Source organism: Gardnerella sp. 30-4 (genome assembly GCF_001641215.1).
Classification (GTDB): domain Bacteria; phylum Actinomycetota; class Actinomycetes; order Actinomycetales; family Bifidobacteriaceae; genus Bifidobacterium; species Bifidobacterium leopoldii.
The window spans coordinates 1-21,707 of sequence record NZ_LXJL01000017.1; the positions used below are offsets into that span (position 1 = coordinate 1).

The window sequence follows — 21,707 nt, forward strand, 5'->3', positions numbered from 1 at the left end:
GTATAAATACTTATAAAATACGTACAAATACGTGCAGGTACGAAACGTATAAAAATAAAAACTGTAAATTATGCAACACGTGGCACGAGAAGGATACGCTCATGAATGACGATGCAATTCACCAATGGCTCATTGAATGCTTTGGGCCAATACAAGGAGAAGAAGCATGGAAACAACTTGATCAGCTTCCTTTTGAGCTACGCGAACAACTCTTAAATCAGAATCCAGATAAGCTTCCTAAACCAGACGAAGTTCGCGGAATGATGCAAGCTTTTAGTGCGGGCGGTCTTAATAATCCGTACGAAATGGAAGCAACACTTGAAGAAGGTCCAATTAATCGCAAGTTAGCGCAATCTATTGCTTTACAGCACGCTAATGGCGATCAAGGAAATGTAAATGCAGACGTAGCAGATGCCACACGAAGAGCTTTAAGCCAAGCGAACTTGTGGCTAGATATAACGTGCAATTTCAATCCTGCTCCTGGAACGCCAGAAGTATTGTCTAGAGCTGATTGGGTAGAAAAAACGCTTGAAGCTTGGGTTAAATTCGCTAATCCTGTTGCAAAATCAGTAAATGAAGCACTCACTTCTGTTATTGAAGAGCGATTCCAAGATGTGGATGATGCTGAAGTAAAAGGATTATTTGCAGGAGTTGTGCCAATTCCGCTGCCTGAAGGAATGAATAATCCAGCGCAACTAATGAAACTGCTTGGAAACACTTCGTTTGCTATGCAACTAGGTCAAGCAGCTGGAGCACTTTCACACGAAGTGCACGGCAGTTTTGATCAAGGTCTTGCGCTTTTACAAAATCCTGCAGGCGGATTAATTCCATATAATTGCATTGAGTATGCAAAAGTGTGGGAATTGGATATTACAGAAGTCATGAATTATTTGGCTTTGCGAGAAGCTGCACACGCAAGATTATTTGCATCCGTGCCATGGCTTATGCCACGATTTGAAGCGCTGATTATTAAGTACGCAAACGGAATAAACATTGACTTAGAAGCTATGGAAGAACAGCTTCGCGACGTGGAAACAATGAATCCGGAAGCAATTTCAGGAGCTGTTAATTTGCAAAATATTGGCAGCAATGATTCTGAAGAGCAGCGTCAAGCTTTGCATAGTTTGGAAACTTTACTTGCACTTGTTGAAGGTTGGGTTGATTGCGTTACATGGCAGTCTGGAATGGCTCATATTGTGCACATTGAGCAGTTGCGAGAGATGATGCGTCGCGAGCGAGCTGCGGGAGGACCTGCAGAAGTGACGTTTGAATCGTTACTTGGTTTGCATTTGCGCCCTCGCCGTATGCGTGAGGCATCGCAATTGTGGGAAAAGTTGACTCGCGAGCGCGGTATTGAAGAGCGAGATAGCTTGTGGAGTCATCCAGATTTGTTGCCAACTTTGCCGGAAGCTAGCGAAGTTACGAAAGACGCTAGTGACGCAGGTAACGAAGGTAAAGCTGGTAACGCAGGTGACGCAGGTAACGTAGTTACGAAGGAAATCGATGCTGAGGATGCAACGGAAACTGCTGCAAAAAATGCAACAGAAACTCAGTCTAATCAAACTAATGAAGCAACTGAAAAAACTAGCGAAAGTCACGAAAGTGCGGACAATTACGAAAGTAACAAAAATACTGCTAACGCTATCGAAAATGCGCCTAACGAAAAATCGTTTGAAAAATTAACAGAAGACGATTTAGGCACAAATGATTGGGATGCTGAACTTAGCAAGCTTTTGGAAGAGGATGCGCGCCAAAAGAAGCAAAACAGCGAATCCGGTAACGAAGCTGGCAACGAATCTGGTAACAAAAACAGTAACGAATCCGGCAATTCCGACGAAACTGATGCTGACGGCGAATAAAACTCCTGATTCAATAACAATCCAGCTGAATAATCGACCTCAACGCTCAAAACGGCATAAACTGTGCAACTATGTAAAATTTATGCCGCTTTCACGCCAAAAAACGGCATAAACTGTGCAATTGTGTAAAGAAAAAGTCGGTTGCAAGCCAAAAAACGGCATAAACTGTGCACGAGCGTAAAGTTTATGCCGCGAGATTAAGCCAGAAAGCGGCTAGGCACACGATTCATGCCAGTTCCACTGTCTTTTCTAGAAGCGTAAGAAAGATGCAAAGTCTTTTCTGCGCGAGTTATTGCAACGTACATAAGTCTGCGCTCTTCTTCCAAGGCACTGTCATCAGCCGTAGAGCCAAAAGGAATAAGCCCTTCAGAACAGCCAATTACGTAAACATGCGCAAACTCTAAACCTTTAACAGCATGAATAGTTGAAACAGTAACAGTTGAAATATTAGAAGATGCAAAAACGTCAGAAATACCTTGAGCACCATAGCTTTGTGCATCCTCTAAAACATTTCGCTGCCACCCCACGTCTTTTCTCACGCGATACGGAAGTTTTGCTACTTTTAACGCTTTACAAACTACTTGCTGTTGAGCATTGGTTCTCGTTAGTATTGCGCACTCCCCAAGATGCGCAGCACCGCTTTTTACAAGTTTTGCAATTTGCTCAACCACGCCCAAAGCTTCTTCAACATCGGTGGCAAAAACTTGCTGACTAACGCGAACACCACCTTTCGTTACAGCTTTAACTTTTACGTAATCCTTTTTATGTGCAGAAGCAGCAAGCACTCTATTAGCAAGACCTACGATGCGTTCTGTGGAGCGGTAGTCAGTATTCAAACTAATATCTGCACCAAGAGGCGCAAATTCTTGCGGAAATGAAAGCAAATAGTAACTATTCGCACCTGCAAACGAGTAGATTGTTTGCGCAGGATCGCCCACTACGCAAATATCGCGGTTCTGCCCCATCCATAATCGCAACAATTCATGCTGTAAAGGAGACACATCCTGATATTCATCAACTGTGATCCATCCGATTGATTGCTTAATACGGTTTGCAGCTTCCGGAAAATTTCGTAAAATATGGCAGCAAAGTAGAAGAATATCGTTAAAATCGATGCAAGTATGCGCATTTTTTTCGGTTTCGTAAGCTTCATATATATCGACAAATTGCTGCGGCTCTATGCCTGCAGGAGGCAAACGATGCGTAGAAGCGCACACACGCAAGTAATCGTCAGGCGCAATAAGCGAAACTTTCGCCCAATTAATTTCTGCCAAAATATCGCGAGTTTGCAACAAAGTCATATCTGCAAAATCTGGATAACGTTTAAGCGCAGAAGCTATGATTTGCTGAGAATCATTCATAATTGACGGGAATTGTGCTGAACAGACGTCGTTCCACACGCTGCGAATTTGTTGCAAAGCCGCAGAATGAAATGTTGAGACGCATCCAACATTACTTACACCAAGAGCCTCAATACGCGATCTCATTTCCGCAGCTGCTTTTACAGAAAAAGTAACTGCCAAAACTCTTTCAGGATCCCACTTACCAGTAGCGCAAGCATACGCAATTCTGCGCGTAATAGTGCGCGTTTTACCAGCTCCTGCACAAGCTATAATGCGCACAGGCCCTTCTAGCGCGGTAGCAGCTTCGCGTTGCGAATCATCCAACCCGTCTAAAAGCGCTCCTGGAGAAGTCACTTGCGAAGTTTTAGACGTCACTTGCGAAGTCACTTGCGAAGTTTCTGGTGAAGAATTCATAATTCTATTGTTGCAGCAATAGCAACGCTTACGCAACAAGAATAAAAATATGTGTATAACTTACAAAAAATTGGCAAAATTTCGGTGCTTTGTATTACTGTGGGAGTGTGACACAACTCAGTAGATTCAAGTTGGCAGCACTGGCATCTGCAGCCATGCCCGAAGTACAGTTTGCAGGAACGCGCCAAAGTGAGCAAGTTAATGCCACTGATACCGCGGCTGGAATTTCTCACGCCGTTGTGCAAGATATTTCCGGTAAGCTTTACGACGTTTTTATCAGTGCGGATAGTAAAGGTCGCAAGCGTTTGCATGACCGGGCTCGTGCAGCATGGACTCTTGAGCACAGTAAAGATTTGGCAGCTTTGGGATTCGCTTACGACACTATGCTCACGTTTATGCCAGGAAAACGCGAAGATGCCAATAATAACACTGGAAATGTTGCAAATAATGTAACCGCTGGAAATTCTACAGTTGTTGGCACCCAGCAATATGCGCAAAAGCAATCTACTCAACAGCAATCTACACGAATGTCAAGCATTATTGCCAACGACAACGATGAAGACACTGTGCTTATTTGTGAACATCTTGAAGGTAGCGCTCGCGACTTGCGTCTTCTTACTACCGACGATTGCGCAAATGTTGGAACTGCAATCGGCGCTATTCATCGCTTGCGCCCTACTTTCGTGACGCGCGGAAAATACCCTGCTTTTACTACTGGTCAAATTCGAGCACAGTTAACCGGTTGGATTAAAAGACTTCGTCAAGCCGGCCATATTCCAACCGAAATTACTGACAGTTGGTCGAGAGTGTTGGAAACTGAAGGATTGTGGTCATTTGAAACTTGCCCAGTACACGGCGGTTTTATGGATGGTGACATTTTATTTACCGGCTCAACGATTACTGCTGTAACAAATTGGCAAAGAATGCAAATTAACGATCCTGCGCGCGATTTGGCTTGGATTTTTGCAAAACTTAACGAGCAGCGCCGAAACGCAGTGCTTTCTGCATACGGTAGAATTATGGGTTCTCGTTTAGATAGTTTGATTATGCTCCGCGCAAACTTGTGGCTACAAATGGAACAAGTTGGCGATTTTGTTCAAGCTTTGCAACGTGCAGATAACACCAGTATTATGCGTTTTAAGGCTCAAGTTGAGCGTTTAGCGCACGAGCTTAGTCGTATTAGCAATGCACAAACTGCTAAAACTGGTCGTGCTACAGGAAATCCTGCCTCGACTATTACAGTTGGAACGCTTCTTGAAAATGACAATACGCAAAGTCGCCAAATTTCTAAGAATAATTCTACTGAAAACCAACTAAACACTGGAAATAGCGACGAAACTAATGAGCGAGACATTACTTCAGAAGGAAATACTGAATTAAATAACGCTCAAGACGAGACTTACGATAGCAACAAAACTATAAGCGACGATACTCATGAGCGCAAAGTTCAATATGCTGGCACACACGCAGCTAACGCTGAGGAGGCTGAAAAAGCAGCACAACTCGCTGATGACACAGCAACTCAAGTAATTACTCATGTAAAAACTCAAACAGTACACGAAACCGCAGAAACTATTGTGCAAACTGCAATGAGTAAATCTGCTGATAGCTATGCTAGTGATGAGCCTGAAAGCGTCAATAACGCTGGTAGCGCTGAGGAAGCTAAGGACACCAAGAACAACAATGATTCTGAGGTTAAGGATAAAGTTATAGCTGAGCGTGACAGTAAGGTCGATAGTGCAAACGAGACTTCTTCTGACTCAAATACTTCTTCTGACTCAAAACTTTCTGAAGATGAAGAAAAAAATATGCAAGACTATGACGATAAACCAGAAACCGTAATCATTCCTCTTCTGGAACGTGAAGAACGAGCGATGCGCGACGCACAAGCAGACTTAGACTAAGATAAATAAAATACTAAATACTAATTAAAACGATAAATAGCGTAAAAAGCAAAAGGAGCATGTATGCGAGTTGTTTTAGGAGTAAAAAACGTTTCTGATTCCATCGATTTTGAAACCAACCAAAGCGCAGAAGAAGTGCGCAAAGTGATTAACGATTCCAAGGATATGCTTGAGTTTACGGACGTAAATGGGCGCACTATTATGGTCTCAGCTTCGTCGCTGTCTTACGCGCTCATCGGCGATACGCCAAAGCATTCAGTAGGCTTCGGAGCGCTCAATTAAAATAGCGAACTCTATCCAAACCTTCTGAAGCTTTGCAGCATTGCTCTGCAAACGTCGATTATTTATTGCTTAGTGAACTTTAGTATTAATGCTCTGCTGACGTTGAGTATTTATTGCATAGTGAACACTAGCGTTATTGCTGCTGCACACATCAAGCCAGGCACTCCTACCGTACCACAGAACACTAGCGGTTTTACTAGTAGTGAGGGGTGGGTGTTGCTTGGTCGAGCAATATAAAAGCGGAACGATAGTAATAATCTTATTGACGAATACTATTTTTGCAGAAAAAGTAAGTAAAAAAAAACTAAACTTAACTACGCAACCGCTAAGTCCAAATAAGGTATAAGAGCGGAGCGCTGCGAGACAAGTAACACCCACCCTCACAGCCACGCAAGGAACCCGCCAGCAAAACACCAGCCAAAACTCGCGCAGCAGCAAAAAGAAATCCCCCAAAACTCGCGCCACACTAAGTAAATAGTAAATAAGGAATTTAAAGCTTATAGCCGCGCAAGAGTATTTCCGATACTACTTCGCGGCTTGTTGTTTCTTCGCCCAAACGATTTGGCTTACCATAGCCATGCCAATCCGAGCCGCCCGTCACAAGCAAATCGCACTTACTCGCTAAAGAAAGCAGTCTTTCACGCTGCGCTTTAGAATTTCCGCGATGATACACTTCTAAACCGTCAAGACCAGCTTTAGCAAACGATATAATCTGATCGTCCGAAAGAAGCACGCGGTTACGCGTAGGATCAGCAGGATGCGCAATAACAACAACTCCCCCAGCATCTTTAACAGCTTCAATAACTTCACGAACATTTGGAGAAGGAGTTGGTATATAGTACGGGCTGCACGGAGAAATAGGCCCAGCAAAAGCTTCAGAACGCGTTTTATAAACGCCAGCTTTTACTAAAGCATCAGCGATATGCGGCCGCCCGATTGTAGTTAAGTCACCGAGCTTAGCTTGAGCTAAAACGTCATCCCAAGTAATTGGAAAATCGCGCGACATACGTTCAACCATACGCTTTGTGCGATCAAAACGACGCTTCCTAGTAAGCTCAAACATGCTCACAATCATGCTATTTTGCGGATTGTACTGGTATGCGAGCATGTGCACAAACACGCCTGAGTCTTGCGCGGTAATCTCCGAACCAAATAATACTGGCATATTCGAAGCCTTAGCAGCCTCTTGAAAATCATGCCATCCTGCAGTTGTGTCGTGATCAGTAACAGCAACACCTTGCAAACCAACGATTTTAGCTTGCGTAATTAAATCTTCTGGAGTTGCAGTACCGTCTGAATAAACAGTATGACAGTGCAAATCCCAGCGTTCGCGCGCAAAATTCATCATGCTGGAGTTGCTATCGCTAGCATGATTTGATGCGTCGTGTTGGTTGTTGCTTATTGCGGTCATATAATCATCGTAAACTGTGCCATGTAACGAGAAATGAATATGCACACATAATTATTTGCTATTATTTATTATTATTCACATCATTCGCAATTAGTAACTTTTAGGAGCAGCAATGGAGCAAACTAACGCCGCTAAAGAAGACTATGAAACAACACTTAGCGGATGGAGGCACTCTGCAGTATGGACGTATGGCATTATGCTATTTTTCTCTGCGGTAGCACTCGTAACTTCGCTTATACTTTCTGCTGAAACCCTTGCTTTAGCACGCGAACCTAATAAGCTGCTCAGTTGCGACTTCAACAGCGTAGTATCCTGCTCTAGAGTTGCGCAAACTTGGCAGGCAGAAATTGTGAAATTTGGCGAATTAAGCTTCCCAAACGCATTCTTTGGAATTGCTGCAGAAAGCGTATTCGTAACGCTCGCAGTTATTGGAATGATTCGCGTACGTGTGCCGCGATGGTTTGCAATTTGCACTTGGCTTGGTGGATTATGCGCACTTGCCTACGCTTACTGGCTGTTTTCGCAATCTATGTTCGTAATTCACGCGTTGTGCCCGTGGTGCATTGTGCTTATGTTCTCCACAACAATGCAATTTATATCGTTGACTCACGCAAGCGTAAGTTCGCAAAAGTTGCTTGTTAAGCGTTTTAGCTTGATTGAAAGCTACTACCGTTTGCGATACGACTTGCTCATAGACGTGCTTTGGGTTGCGGCATTGCTTACTTTGATTTTGTGCCAATATTCTAAAGTATTTTTTGGCTGAATAAGAGCGATTTTTAGCGCAAAGTCTTAACGCAAGATTTTAACGCAAGTCTTTCAGCACAAGCTCTTCGCAAGTTGCTGCATGCGCAAGCTTGTATCCGAATTAGTAAGAGTTATGCTGCCTTCTTGAGAATCGCTTGCAAGCTCATTATTAAGTTCCAATATTTTGCGCAAATGATTAATAGTTCCTTCGTTGCCGTCAACAATATTCGTGCGCGCAGGCAAAAACTCGCGGAAATAATCCCTATAAAACACAAAATGAGTACAACCCAGCACAACCGAATCAATACTGTCTAAATCATACTCGTCGAAATACTTGCGAAGAGCAGCAAAAACTACATCACGATCATTAAGCTCCCCACGCTCAACAATACGCACTAAATCAGGACAAGGCTGCGAAAAAATCGTGTTATTTTGCGAAAAACGTTGCAGCAAATCCGCAAACTTGCGCTCGCGAAGAGTAAGCGGAGTTGCAGCTACGATTACGCGCTGAGACTCACCTTTGCCTAAATCGCAAGCTAATTTAAGCGCCGGCTCCATACCTATGATAGGTATATTGTAATGCGCGCGCAAATCGTTCACAGCTGCGGAAGTGGCGGTATTACAAGCAATTACAACAGCTTTTACATTTAGACGAACAAAATGCTCGACGATTGCAAAGCTCAGCTTTTTGACTTCTTCAGGAGTTTTAATGCCGTATGGCGCGTTTGCAGAATCGCCGAAATAAATAATTCGCTCATGCGGAAGAACAGCATGCAACTGACGAGCTACGGAAATTCCCCCAAGCCCCGAATCAAAAACGCCAATTGCTGCCGACGATGCCATAAACTACCTCCTAAAAACGCTTACTATCGTAATGGCGAGCCTCAACATATATAGCGCAGCAATAACAGAAACGTGCCGACGTATTGAAATACACCGGCACGTTTTGTTTAGTTAGCTAAGATTTGCACTTAAGCTACGCACGCTTAAGAGTTACGCTAAGATCAGTTGCGCTAGAATCAGCCTCAACAACCTCGAAGCTCGTAGCCAAAGTCTCCTCCGCAATCAAATCACGGAACTGCTCAACTTTAGCAACGTCCGAAGCTGGCACGCTCAAAGTCAAAGCGATTCGGTCACTAATATCCAAACCGTTCTCCTTGCGCGCATCTTGAACAGCGCGAATAGCATCGCGAGCATAACCTTCAGCAAGCAAATCGCTAGTCAAAGCAGTGTCAAGCATAACGAAACCGCCAGTTGGCATTGCAGCAGAAGCCGTATTTTGAGCCGCTTGAGCATCCGAAGACTCAACGCGATTTACAAGCTCATACTCGCCCTCAACAAGCGCAACTTCGCCGTTTGGAGTCTGAACAACAGGAGCACCAGACTCGTCAACTCGCCAATCGCCACTCTTAGAAGACTTAATAGCAAACTGCACTTGCTTACCCAAACGAGGGCCAGCTGCGCGCGCGTTCACCTTAAGCTCGTGAACAATCTTCAAACCGTGTTCGCTTGCATCTTGCAACGTGCAGAATGTAACATTCTTCACGTTAAGCTCACGCTCAAGAACCTGCTCGTAAGGCTCAACAGCGGCAGTATTTTCTGCAACAACAGTCAAGTTTGCTAACGGCTGGCGCACACGCAACTGTTCCGCCTTACGCAACGAAAGCGCAGAAGACACAACCTCGCGAACCTTATCCATAGCAGCAACCAAAGCATCGTCGTGCGCAAGAACAGCGCCAAGCTCAGTGACTTCGCCAGCCTTAGGATTTGGCTCACCATCCGAAAGAGTCTCAGGCTCAACCAAATAAGGCCAATCAGCCAAATGCACGGATTCGCCGCCTGTAAGACCGCGCCACACAGCCTCAGCTTCCATAGGAGCAAGAGGAGCAATCGTGCGCATGAACACTTCCAACACAGTGTAAAGCGTGTTGAAAGCAGTCTCGTCTTCATTCCAGAAGCGGTCACGGCTGCCACGAATATACCAATTCGTAAGCACGTCAATAAAATCGCTTACTGCCGCGCAAGCATCGCTAATCGCAAACTCGTTCAAGCACTTTTCTACGCGCTCAACAAGCAAACGCGTGCGAGCAAGCAAGTAGCGATCCATGTTGCAAAGTCCTGCAACCTCATCCGCGCGAAGGCGACGAGCATCGTAACCCTTACCACCGTTTGCAGCGTTCGCATACAGCGTGAAGAAGTAATACGAGCTCCAAACTGGAAGCATAACCTGACGAACAGTATCCCTAATGCCGTCTGCAGTCACAATCAAATTGCCACCGCGCAAAATTGGTGAAGACATGAGGAACCAGCGCATTGCGTCAGAACCGTATTCGTTGAAAACGCCGTTAACATCCGGGTAATTACGCAAATGCTTACTCATCTTCTGGCCGTCGGAACCAAGCACAATGCCGTGGCAAATCACGTTCTTATAAGCCGGGCGGTCGAATAGAGCCGTAGCCATAATGTGAAGTGTGTAGAACCAACCGCGAGTCTGACCAATGTATTCAACGATGTAATCGCATGGGAAGTGCTCTTCGAAGAATTCCTTATTTTCAAACGGATAATGGAATTGCGCGAAAGGCATGGAACCGGACTCAAACCAGCAGTCGAGAACGTCCGTAATACGGTGCATTTGCGACTTTCCGGTAGGATCATCTGGATTTGGACGAGTAAGGCGATCGATATACGGGCGGTGCATATTCACATTGCCGTCGTCGTCGCGCGGATAGTCGCCAAAATCAGCCTTAAGTTCTTCCAAAGAGCCGTACACGTCTACGCGAGGATACTTTGGATCGTCACTCACCCACACTGGAATTGGCGAGCCCCAGAAGCGGTTACGGCTAATCGACCAGTCGCGCGCGTTAGAAAGCCACTTACCAAACTGGCCGTCCTTAACGTTTCCAGGAATCCAATTAATCTCCTGATTAAGCTCAAGCAAGCGCTTCTTAATCTTCGTAACAGACACAAACCAGCTAGAAACAGGCTTATAAATAAGCGGAGTTGCGCAACGCCAGCAATGAGGATAGCTGTGCACGTAGCTTTTTTCTTGGAATAGCAACGCGCGCTGATCTTCCGGCATTTGAGCAAGCGGACCGTCTCCTGCACGCAAGTTACGCAAAATTGGCAAGTTCGCGTCGAAAACGTACAAGCCTTCGTAATCTGGGCAGTCGCTTGTAAACTTGCAGCCTGCATCGAGCACGTCAACGCTGCGAATTTCGTGCGCGTTAAGCGTGTTCATATCGTCCTCGCCGTAAGGAGCCTGGTGAACAAGGCCAGTACCTTCAGCGGTGTCAACATAATCTGCAGTGAAAATCGTAAAAGCGTTAGGACCAGGAGTGCCACCCTCTGCGAGTGCAGATTCGCTTGCAAAGTATGGGAATACTGGGTAGTAGCGCCAACCAGCCATCTGCGCGCCCTTAAGTTCGCGCACAACTTCGTAATTTTCGCCAAGTTCCTTAGTGTAGGAGCCAAGCAAAGGCTTACCGATGTAGAACTTTTTGCCTGCGAATTTGCCTTCAGTTGGGCGAACTTCCACGTAGTCGATGTCTGCGCCAACTACGATTGCGAAGTTGGTTGGCACAGTCCAAGGAGTAGTAGTCCAGAAGACTGCGTAAGCGTCGGCTTCGTCGCGAAGCTTAACAGCGACGGAAACGGTGGTGTCCTGACGATTCTGGTAAACGTCCGCATCCATGCGAAGCTCGTGCGCTGAAAGTGGAGTTTGGTCCTTCGGGCAGTACGGAAGCACGCGGTAACCCTTGTAAGCCAAACCCTTATCATAAAGCTGCTTAAATGCCCACATTACGGATTCCATGTATGGAATGTTCAATGTTTTGTAGCCGCGCTCGAAATCAACCCAGCGAGCCTGACGATGTACGTAGTTTTGCCACTCGTTCGTGTACTTTAAAACGCTGGCACGGCAAGCATCGTTAAACTTCGCGATTCCCATTTTTTCGATTTGCTCAACTGACTCGATGCCGAGTTCCTTCTGCGCTTCCAACTCTGCAGGAAGACCGTGAGTATCCCAACCAAAAACGCGGTTTACTTTGCGGCCGCGCATAGTCTGATAGCGCGGAACGACGTCTTTTGCGTAGCCTGTGAGCAAGTGGCCGTAGTGAGGAAGACCGTTTGCGAATGGAGGGCCGTCGAAGAACACGAACTCGTTTTGGCTACCCTTGCCGGACGGGCGATATTCGATTGACTTGCGGAAAGTGTTGTTTGCATCCCAGTATTGGAGAACTGACTCTTCAAGCTTTGGGAAGGAAGGATTTGGTGCAACTTGCGCGCCGGCGTTTTCTTGCGTTGATGCAGAAACACTTACCTTTGGATATACGTGATTTACGGACGTATTTGCGGAAGTATTTGCGGACGTATTTTCGGACGTATTTTCGGACGCGTTTGCTGCTGGATTAGTGGATTCGCTCACTGTGCTCTCCTCGCTCAACAGGGTGAATATTTCCCTGCGAGGACGACAGTTGCTGCCGCGGTACCACCTCGCTTGCTATAAGATGATTACGTAACGCAAGTTACGTAGGTTACGTAAGTTACGTAATGCGAATATGCGACGCAAGTACGTAACGCAAGTACATAACGCAATCGAACTATTCTTATAGCCTCTCGTGTTTGGCTGTACGGGCCAACCCCGTCGGTTCTAATAAGCGAGAATCTTACGAACACTCGCCGTTCTTCCGAAAACTCCCCGCCGATAACGGATCATCGCTTAAGTTAGAAATAATCTAACACTATCCCCTAACATTAGCAACTTTGCTAATATAAATTGACAGGACAATTACACGAGGAACAATAAGATGGACAAGGTTAGTTTTTCAACGTTCGACGCAAGTAAATACTTAGACACACAGGAAGCAATTGATGAATATCTTGCTATTGCACTAGAAGATGGAGATACTAAAACAGTCCAACTTGTTCTAAGAGATATAGCAAAAGCAAACAAGTAATAAAAGTGCCCCGGATCAGAATCGAACTGACGACACCCACTTTAGGAGAGTGGTGCTCTATCCACTGAGCTACCGAGGCAACAAATGGCAATTATACACTATGGCATGATTCGCGCACAATTATGCGAGCAACAATTTAGGCTAGGCGACTGATCGGAACGGCAGAAACTTTACAGGCGCGTAAAGAAAAAGTCGTTTGCGCGCGAAAAAACGGCAGAAACTGTGCAGCGACGTAAAGTTTCGGTCGGATTAAAGCGATAAAACGGCAAAAACTGTGCAACCATGTAAAGTTTCGGTCGGATTAAGGCAATAAAACGGCAGAAACTGTGCAGCGACGTAAAGTTTATGCCGCCTACGCGCTCAAGATTCAAGATTAGACTGCGTGCCAGCAGTTGCAGCCGTCGCCGACTGTTCAGCTTGTGCCGCGTCCAACTTAGCGCGAACAGTGGCAAGCAAACCTTGCGCGCGCTTTGCCAACGCCTCGCCAATCTCCCACTGACGCATGGACTGGTCAAGCGTCAAACCGCCAGCTTCCAACGCTTGAACCGCCTGAACCAGCTTTTCGCGAGCTTCTTCGTACGGCATCGCCTCAATCGCAGCGCGCTCTTCTTTCGTAAGAGTGCTTGCAAATTCTGCACTTTCGTTACTTTCTGCCGCTACTTCTTCCGCTTTTTTCGTTACTTTCTCGCTCATATCTAACCTTTCGTTGTATCTAAATAAATATCTAAAATATCTAAAAAATTACTTACTTGACTTTACGGCAGCAGACTTTGTTTCAGACTTCTGCACGCCAGCTGACTTTCCGGCAGCTACTTTTGTTCCAGCTACCTTAGTACCAGTCACCTTGCCAAGTACCACGCCACTTTTAAGCGTAACTGTCATATCGTCGCCAACTTTCGCTAAATCCGCGTCGTCAAGCACTCGCCCACCGCTGAGCTGCACAACAGCGTACCCGCGATTCAAAGTCGATTGCGGACTTAACGCAGTCAAGCTTGCGTGAGCTTTCTCAACAGTCAAGCTCGCGTCGTCAAGAAGTCGCACCAAACCGTGACGCATTCGCTCAACAGCCTGCTCAACCAAGCGCTCGTGCGGCTCAAGCATAGTGCTCGGGCGCGTAAGGCTGGGGCGATTCGCATAACCCTCAACGAGGCGGATCTCATTGTCGACGCGCGCAGAAATTCGCATGCGCATAGTTTGCAACGCGTTATCAATAAGCTGCCACTGCTCGCGAACGTCCGGAACAACGCGCTTTGCAGCATCCGTAGGAGTTGAAGCGCGCATATCCGCAGCCAAATCAATCAGCGTCCAATCGTCCTCGTGACCGATTGCAGACACAATCGGCGTCACGCACGCAGCAGCAGCGCGAACCACGCCCTCGTCCGAAAAACCAATCAAATCCTCAAAGCTACCGCCGCCGCGAGCAACGATAATAACGTCAATATCTGGATCGGCATCGAGCTGCTTAATTGCGGCAATAATATCCGCCGGGCATTGCATGCCCTGCACATGCGCGTGAACAACTTTGAAGCGCGTAACAGGCCAGCGCAAATTCACGTTCGTAATAACATCGCCCTCCGCGCGAGCCTGAGGCGCACACACGAGACCGATGCACTTAGGAAATTCCGGCAGCGGCACCTTATTTTCAGCGTCAAACAGGCCTTCGCCTTTAAGCTTTTTTCGCAACTCGTCAATTTGCGCTTTTAAGTCGCCTGCACCGACGCGGCGGATTTCGTCTGCAACAAAGCTTAAACGCGTGGCTTTCACCCAAATATCCGCCTTGCCGTGAACGACTACGCGGTCACCCTGGCGAAGATCGCGCGCTTGCTGCACGAAATTGCTGAAGCCCATTACGGAAATCGACACTTCTTCGTTGCTGTCGCGAAGAGTGATGTAGCCGGAAGATGCGCGGCGCATGTTAATTTCGACGATTTGACCCTCAATCCACGCTGCTGGCCACCGTTCTACTGCACTGTGGAACTTTTGGCTTAAGATTGCAACAGGCCACGGGTTTTCGGCAGTCGTGTCGGCGGCTTTTAGAGGAAGCTGGCGCGGCTGAGCTTGCTGCGGAGTAAGCGGTTGCGGCTGCGACTGAACTTGTTGCGACTGCGACTGTGCTAAATTTAGCAGCGGTTGTTGCGACGGCTGCGGCTGTTCAAGATGGGCATCATCCTGGAATAATTGCGGCATCATATTTGACGAGGTCATGTTTCCAGCTTGACTGCAAAGAAGGACAAACGCGCGCTGCTGCATATGCGTGACGGAGGGATTAGATACGAAAAAACCCAAGCGGTGAAGCTTGGGTTTTGCTTGTGCCCCCTCAGGGATTCGAACCCTGGACACGCTGATTAAGAGTCAGCTGCTCTAACCAACTGAGCTAAAGGGGCGTTGGTTATCTTGGCTCGTTTCGCGAACCGAGTAACTACTATACTCAGAATGAGAGCGTACGCAAGCCGGCGTGTCGCATCGCCTTGCTTTTTCACTCAAAGCGTAGCGTGAAAAAGCAAATCGATGCGGTAGCGACGACTCAATGCTGAAAGCACAGTGTGCTTTCAACGTCGGAGCGCACACGATTGTGCTTTCTTTATTATCTTAAGAAAGCACAATCTGACGACCAACAATCCAATAAGACACCAGTACAATTGACTCGCTTTTTCACTCAAAGAGCAGCGCTCCAAACGTGCGCAGTCACAACGCTCACAGCACACACTCTCGCGCTACTTGCGCCGTAAATTACGCAGCATTTTGCGCGAAACCGCCAACAAATGCCTGCCTTGCACACTACTCACACCATTCTTCTTTCGCAACGACGCAACCAGCATCATCGCCATCAACACCGCAGACATCACCATCGATATCACAAACAGCGTCATCCACAACGGCCACTGCATATGGTCACCCGGCACGTTAGCAGGATCCGGCAGCACGCGATACCCCGTCACGAGCAGCCTGTGCGTGTTAATTCCATACGGCGTGCACGTAATCAGCGTCGCCAAATCGCGACCCTTCTCGCGCCGCAGCAAACGAATATCGTTCGGCTCCACCACATTTATGCGAAACACTCTGTACCGAAGAGTCTTTCCTTGCACATCAAAATAGAAGTAGTCGCCTTTTTTCAGCGTGTTTAAATCGTCAAACATCGTGGCATCCGGCATACCCGTATGCGCCGTCACAACCGTGTGCCTGCTTTTGCCACCCACCGGCAAATCCGTGCCGTACAAATGCCCCGCGCCCATTGCGAGAGTATCTTGAGTAGTCCCGTGGTAAATCGGCAGCCTCACGCCAATTTTTGGTATTTTCACGATGCCCATAATCCCCATCGGCTCGCTAAGCACTTTTTCGTACTCTTTATACTCGGGAGTGTCCATGTAATCGTTATTGCCGTTATACGGGTCCGCGCTAATAATTGCTTTGTGGCGAGCGTTGTATTCACGCGCTTTTCGCAAAATTTCCGCGCGATTTTCTTTAGGCTTTTCCTTATTTAATTTGTCGTACTCGATTGAGAGTTCCTTGGCAGCATGATTGTTGACCAAAGTAGAAACCACAGGATAGCTGAAACACAAAATGCCAATAGCAACAAGCGCAATCGGCTCAGCCAGCTTGCGAAGTGGGGACATTGGTTTTAGGGAAGACTGCTCTTGCGATGATGTAGATTGCGCAGATTCAGTATTTTCGGAAGATGCAGTGATTTCAGAGCTTGCGGAATCTTGCGCACTTTTGGAGGACTTATTAGCGCGCATATGAGTCAGCCGTTTAAATAGCGCGCGAGCAGACTCTGCAAAATCAGCTAGCTTCATGATTCCTCCACTAATAAAAGGAGCCGGGAAAGCGTTAGTTAACGCGCGCCCGACTCCCCATTTTCGTTAATGCTTAAAGAAAGGGATTAACTAAGCGCGGAGCTTAGCCTGCTCCTCTTCCTTCTTGCGACGACGCATGTACACAAAGAATCCGGAACCAACGAAGCACATGCCGATAACTGCGAAGATGATTACGCCAGCAGCACCGGTCTTTGGAAGGTTGAACCAGAAACCTTTATCCTTAGTAGGAAGATTCTGGAATGTATATGTTACATCACCGTCAGTTGCCTTAGTTGTAACAACATCAGGATTGCGAATATATCCAGCTGGAGCAGCAGTTTCTACGATGTAGAAATCTTCATCACGCTTTACAGAATATTCTTCGGTCAAACCAGTACCTTTTGCTGATGCTTTTTCTCCAAAAGCTGAGCGAGGACTTTTCTCACCACACTTATTGGCTACATCACCATTGGCTTTATTAAGCTCTGTAACGCAAGCTTGTGCATCGGTTTTATTAGCAAATATCACAAACTTTCCACCCTCAAGAGCACTTTGATCCGTAGAAGAAACCTTCTTAATCTTGAACTTTGAGAACTTCACTTCTTTGTACTTTTTACCAGTAACAACGTCTGGAGTCTTACCCTCGTGCGAAGGAATTAAGCCACCCTTGTTAATAACGGTGTTGTTGCCAAGAACATCCGAACCAGCAAGAGTGAACTCTAAAGTAACAAATACCTTTACGACTTTTCCAGCATTGTCGTTTGCAGCTTTAGCAAGCGCAGCTTTACCGGCATCAGTGAAGGAGATAGTAATCTTCTTGCGTGTAGTATTATCGGTTGTATCCGTAAAATCTTCTGGACCGCTAACGGTGTAGTCAGTAGTAGGAAGCGGATCAACACCCTCTGCAGGCTTATCGCCGGTTCCAAGTTGCACTTTCTTAACTACACTTGCATCATAAGTTGTAAAGTAGTTAGCAGGAGCGAGATCGACTACAGAATAGCCGTTAAAATCAGTGTCAGCAAGATCAGCAGTGGTTTTTCCAGCCTCAGGCTTCTCCTTCATCTTGTCAAGATCAGCGCTAATAGTGTAGGAAATCTTATCGCCAGCGCCAACAGTCTTAGAAGTATCCGCAGTCTTCTTAACGCTATTGCTCAAATCCTTATTCTTTGGATCCGCGTATGGAGCATAGTTGTAGACTACGTTGCCATCCTTATCCTTTTCGATCCTTGGGATTGTCATATAGAATGGCTTGGATTCGGCAGCAGAGAAGCCCTTTGGAGGATTTGATTCTGTAACTTGATACAGACCGATTCCAAGATCGAACTTCGCAACACCCTTAGCATCAGTATCTTTTGTACCGTTAGTAACATCTTCAGTTGCTACAGTAGCAGTGCCTTTATTAAGACCATCAATCTTATTGGCGACCTTAACCCAATCTGCGTACTTGGTTAAATCGATATCCTTACCGTCGATTTGCGTCACCTTTTTTACAGTGAATTCAGCACCAGGAACAGGAGTTGACTTCTTCTGCTTACCGCTCTTATCAAGCTCGTCCTGCCACTTGAAAATAGTGAGGGAATAAGTCTTTGCCTTATCGGTATCATTAAGCGCCCATGGCGCATCTCCCTTTTGCACAGCTTGGGATGGTTTATCACCGGTATTATCATCTGCAGTATTTATAGCAGGCTTGCTAGCCCACGCAACGCTGGACACTGTCACAGCCCCCGCCGCGCACAGCGTCCCAGCCATTGCGAGCGAGGCGAATGCGGCGACGCATCGTTTTGTGAAATTATTCATTTCTTCTCCTTTATTTCAGTGCCCTTGCGAGCAGATACTTCAGTGCCCTTTTGAACAGCTATTTCACTGACCTTTTGAGCAGAATTTCTGTATACAAAATTTTTCATAAATGCGCGCCCCCACTGTGTTTGGTCGAGAGCAAACGCAAGAACCATAAGACTTGTGAAAATCGTTGTAGCAACGCTAAGAATCATGTTCCAGCCGGCAAATCCAGTCTTTGGAAGTTTAAAAGGCTCAACAACATGAATTGGAATCACAGACTTCGTCCAATCCTTGCCTTCTACGAGGCTAGTGTCACCGTCAAGAAGAGTATCGCCGTTTTTTGCGTTACTTTCTCCGCCTGCTGCAGCAACATTTTTGTTATATTTTTCAAGCGCATTCGGCTTCAACGCATACACAACGCACTGGTAATCGCCCGTTTCTTTAGGCGCGCCGCCAATGATCGAATCCGTGCGTTCGACTGCATCGAACGGATCGTAAGTATCCCAATCATTAGTATCAACGTCTCGCCTAAATAGGGTACGTTTTGCATCGCACGAATCTGGGTTCTTCTCGCAACCTTTAAGTTCAGCAACAGTTTTAATATGATCCCATTCATAAATTTGCTTCTCCGTAGGAGCAGTCAAACCATCAACACTACTAGACCAAACGTTAGTATTGCTAGAGCCGGTACCGTCTACAGATCCACCAGTACTTTCAGAGCCATCTTTGCTATCTTTGCTCACCTTAGTACACAAAACTTTCAGCGAAATCTTATTACCCACGTCACGCAATGACCACGCATCAATATATGGATTCAAAAATCGCATTCCGCGCATCATCGTGATGCCCTGGTCTGGATCCACATCGCCATAATCGTCGTCTTGCGAGTCAGACTCACCGCCAGCAGAAGCTTTTTCGGTCGTCACACGTAACTTTAAATCATCATTATCAATCCGTGGAGAATTATTGAACGAGACTTTCAAATAGATAGGCTTACCTTCGTTACTAGAATCTTCATCCTCTGAAGAAGAGCCATCAGGATAATGCGCAACCACTGGCACATAGTAATACCCGGTTTTAATCCAGATACTCATTCTTACGGTAATTTTTCCGTACACTGCGCCGGAACCATCACTACTATCTTCTCCGACTTTACTTCCAGCTTTGGTAGGTTTGTTACTTTGATCACTGTCATCTTCATCAATAAATGAAGCCCAATCAGGAACTGGATGCTCAGAATCATTTTTATATTGTTTTATTTCAAACCAAGTTCCGTCAGGAAGATTACGAGTTCTAGCTAACTTCTTACTACAATTTTCGCCAACTCCGCACTGGTTAAGCGGAACAATAGAAGTCGCATATTGAACTGGAAGAGTATTAATTTCGTCACCATAATTAGGCTGATAATAGTAAGACATTTTGCGAACAGTAATGTCCAAAGTCTTAGCTTCCCAAGTAATGCTTTTACTTGACTTAAATAAAGCATCTTGCTTTAGCACAGAATCAATTTCATCAATGTTGTTAGACTTATCTGCAGCTATTTGATCAAACTTATCTACTACAGCCTTATCTTGCGCGCCATCATTTTTAACAGAGTTCCTTAAAGCATAAACTTTGCACGCAAAATCACCGGTTTTATCTACAGTTCCCTTAAACTGTCCTACTGTACGCTCGTTTACTCGCTTAGGTTCAAAATCCGTATGTGTTTTAACATACTTGTTGTACACGTAATCGTCATAAAGTAAATCATCCATCTTGCAGCCATTAGCAGGATCATCAAAGCACTTCTTTTGCTGATCGTAACTGGCGTGCTTCCAAACTGTTACGTTAGTATCTTGTTTTAATTCAAGACCGTTAATTCCACCAGACTTGTAGCTTCCATCAACAGGCTTGCCAGTCTTATCTTTCTTATAGCAAATCACACGCTGATTAATATTGCCTATGCCAAGATGCGCAGAAGCATCAAAAGTGGTTTTCTTAATCTCTTGACCAGCCATTAACACTAAATCTGAGTTATCAGATTGTCCATATTTCAAATCTTCTTTGTCTTTGCTGATTATTGAAAGTTGCAAATCACTATCGTGAGGATCAAATCGCGTGACAACTACGTTTGCATAAACAGGCGAAGGCTTACCACCTTTGCTATTTCCAGCATTTACGTCATCGGAAGTAGTGCCGTCAGGATAGTGCACAACTACATGCACTTTGTAATGACCTGCCTCAGTCCACCTATTTGGACGGAAAGTTATAACGCCATAACTTTTTGAATTATCGGATGGAATAGCTTTCGTTTCCTTGCACTGTTTATTATTGGCTGACGCATCATTGGCTACAGCGCATTGCTCGCCTTCAAAATTAGCCCACTTAGAAGCGTCTTCTTTATCATTTGCATCTGGCTTAATTTCAAACCACGTGCCAGCAGGAAGAAGCCCACGCTTAATGTTCTTCTTGCCATGAACTGGCTTACTCCTAGGAGCACCTGACTTATTGTTTGCACTTGTAGAAAGATTTCCAGCAATAATATTCGGGATATTTTGATACTCCGGATTATAGAATTGCGCGCTGGCTTGGTTATTGTTTGTGGTACTTCTGTCACCATTCGACCCAGTTTGCGCGGCTTCAGAAGCGTTTTTAGCTTTATTAGCTTTTTTATCTTTACTGTTTTGATTAGCCTTTTTATCTTTATCGGAAGCTTCGTTTTGAGTATTTGTATTAGTCGTTGAAGAAGTATGTTGCTCAGGCTTACTACCAGTCTGTTTCTTATCAGTCTTATTGTCAGTCTCAGTCTTCTTATCGCCTTGCTTCGCAGAACCAGAATTTTCTGCAGAACCGGATTTCTCCCCAGCACCGGCATTCTCCCCAGCGCCAGCCTTCGCTGCAGTCTTAGGCGTTGTTTCTTCGGTTGAAGCACTCGACGAAGCAACAGGCACAATCGCAAGAGTTGCGAGAGTCAGCACGCAGGACGTGAAACCGCAAATTACGCGCATAATCTTAGAAAGACTGTTACGACGACGCTGCGGAAACATTTCTAATCACCTTCGTTAAATTCAAACTCTCAAAATTTGTGTAGTCATCATTACAAAATCAAGAACCACACAGCACTGCAAAACCTCTCTTAATTGCAGACACAGTGTTTGCAACTATACCCCCCCCCCCAAGGCAGATTTCAACCACTATTTAAGATTTAAAAGATTTTGCGAAAAATATCTAAAATTACGTTAT

Annotated in this window: 14 protein-coding genes and 2 tRNA genes; 5 read left to right on the forward strand and 11 right to left on the reverse strand. The window is 45.8% G+C overall.

Translation table 11 applies throughout. The features are described 5' to 3' along the window. The first annotated feature begins 101 nt into the window (after positions 1-101). Positions 102-1,859 (forward strand): zinc-dependent metalloprotease, encoded by a 1,758-nt coding sequence (locus tag A5294_RS01625; protein ID WP_064340284.1) that lies wholly within the window; start codon positions 102-104, stop codon positions 1,857-1,859. A gap of 197 nt (positions 1,860-2,056) precedes the next feature. Here the strand turns inward: A5294_RS01625 and A5294_RS01630 are convergent, their stop codons facing one another. Next, positions 2,057-3,616, reverse strand: a complete 1,560-nt coding sequence (locus A5294_RS01630) for an ATP-dependent helicase (protein WP_064340285.1) — start codon at positions 3,614-3,616, stop codon at positions 2,057-2,059. A gap of 155 nt (positions 3,617-3,771) precedes the next feature. Between A5294_RS01630 and A5294_RS01635 the strand changes: the two genes are divergently transcribed. Beyond that, a complete protein-coding gene (locus tag A5294_RS01635) occupies positions 3,772-5,520 on the forward strand; it encodes a phosphotransferase (protein WP_064340292.1) in 1,749 nt (582 codons plus the stop codon). A gap of 63 nt (positions 5,521-5,583) precedes the next feature. Next, a complete protein-coding gene (locus A5294_RS01640; protein WP_004105154.1) occupies positions 5,584-5,802 on the forward strand; it encodes a DUF3107 domain-containing protein in 219 nt (72 codons plus the stop codon). 490 nt (positions 5,803-6,292) lie between these two features. Here the strand turns inward: A5294_RS01640 and A5294_RS01645 are convergent, their stop codons facing one another. Continuing rightward, on the reverse strand, positions 6,293-7,150 hold the full coding sequence (locus tag A5294_RS01645; protein WP_064340293.1) for a PHP domain-containing protein: 858 nt from the start codon (positions 7,148-7,150) through the stop codon (positions 6,293-6,295). A gap of 175 nt (positions 7,151-7,325) precedes the next feature. Between A5294_RS01645 and A5294_RS01650 the strand changes: the two genes are divergently transcribed. Beyond that, the gene (locus A5294_RS01650) at positions 7,326-7,976 is read left to right on the forward strand and encodes a vitamin K epoxide reductase family protein (RefSeq protein WP_064340286.1); all 651 of its coding nucleotides are present in this window, start codon (positions 7,326-7,328) and stop codon (positions 7,974-7,976) included. 53 nt (positions 7,977-8,029) lie between these two features. On the opposite strand, the gene murI is transcribed toward A5294_RS01650, so the two are convergent. Together murI and ileS are read right to left on the reverse strand one after the other, a co-directional pair. After that, complete coding sequence (gene murI, locus A5294_RS01655) at positions 8,030-8,800, reverse strand: glutamate racemase (protein ID WP_064340287.1); 771 nt, start codon at positions 8,798-8,800, stop codon at positions 8,030-8,032. A gap of 133 nt (positions 8,801-8,933) precedes the next feature. After that, complete coding sequence (gene ileS / locus A5294_RS01660) at positions 8,934-12,380, reverse strand: mupirocin-resistant isoleucine--tRNA ligase (protein ID WP_064340288.1); 3,447 nt, start codon at positions 12,378-12,380, stop codon at positions 8,934-8,936. 382 nt (positions 12,381-12,762) lie between these two features. Between ileS and A5294_RS06765 the strand changes: the two genes are divergently transcribed. Beyond that, on the forward strand, positions 12,763-12,912 hold the full coding sequence (locus tag A5294_RS06765) for a DNA-binding protein (RefSeq protein ID WP_004105159.1): 150 nt from the start codon (positions 12,763-12,765) through the stop codon (positions 12,910-12,912). Positions 12,913-12,918: 6 nt separating this feature from the next. Here the strand turns inward: A5294_RS06765 and A5294_RS01670 are convergent. The 7 genes from A5294_RS01670 to A5294_RS01700 all read right to left on the reverse strand — a co-directional run bounded on the left by A5294_RS01670 (position 12,919) and on the right by A5294_RS01700 (position 21,511). Further along, positions 12,919-12,991, reverse strand: a tRNA-Arg gene (locus A5294_RS01670). A gap of 281 nt (positions 12,992-13,272) precedes the next feature. Next, positions 13,273-13,605 (reverse strand): exodeoxyribonuclease VII small subunit, encoded by a 333-nt coding sequence (locus A5294_RS01675; protein ID WP_004573891.1) that lies wholly within the window; start codon positions 13,603-13,605, stop codon positions 13,273-13,275. A 48-nt stretch (positions 13,606-13,653) separates the two neighbouring features. Further along, positions 13,654-15,102 (reverse strand): exodeoxyribonuclease VII large subunit, encoded by a 1,449-nt coding sequence (gene xseA, locus A5294_RS01680; protein WP_082851863.1) that lies wholly within the window; start codon positions 15,100-15,102, stop codon positions 13,654-13,656. Between the two features lie 120 nt (positions 15,103-15,222). Next, positions 15,223-15,296 (reverse strand) — tRNA-Lys (locus tag A5294_RS01685). Between the two features lie 330 nt (positions 15,297-15,626). Continuing rightward, positions 15,627-16,706, reverse strand: coding sequence for a class C sortase (locus A5294_RS01690; RefSeq protein ID WP_064340289.1), 1,080 nt, complete (start codon positions 16,704-16,706; stop codon positions 15,627-15,629). Positions 16,707-16,796: 90 nt separating this feature from the next. Further along, positions 16,797-18,503: a SpaH/EbpB family LPXTG-anchored major pilin gene (locus A5294_RS01695; protein ID WP_064340290.1), complete on the reverse strand. Its 1,707-nt coding sequence runs from the start codon at positions 18,501-18,503 to the stop codon at positions 16,797-16,799. Continuing rightward, the gene (locus tag A5294_RS01700; protein ID WP_064340291.1) at positions 18,500-21,511 is read right to left on the reverse strand and encodes a hypothetical protein; all 3,012 of its coding nucleotides are present in this window, start codon (positions 21,509-21,511) and stop codon (positions 18,500-18,502) included. Before A5294_RS01700 ends, A5294_RS01695 begins: the two co-directional genes overlap by 4 nt. Between the last annotated feature and the right edge of the window lie 196 nt (positions 21,512-21,707).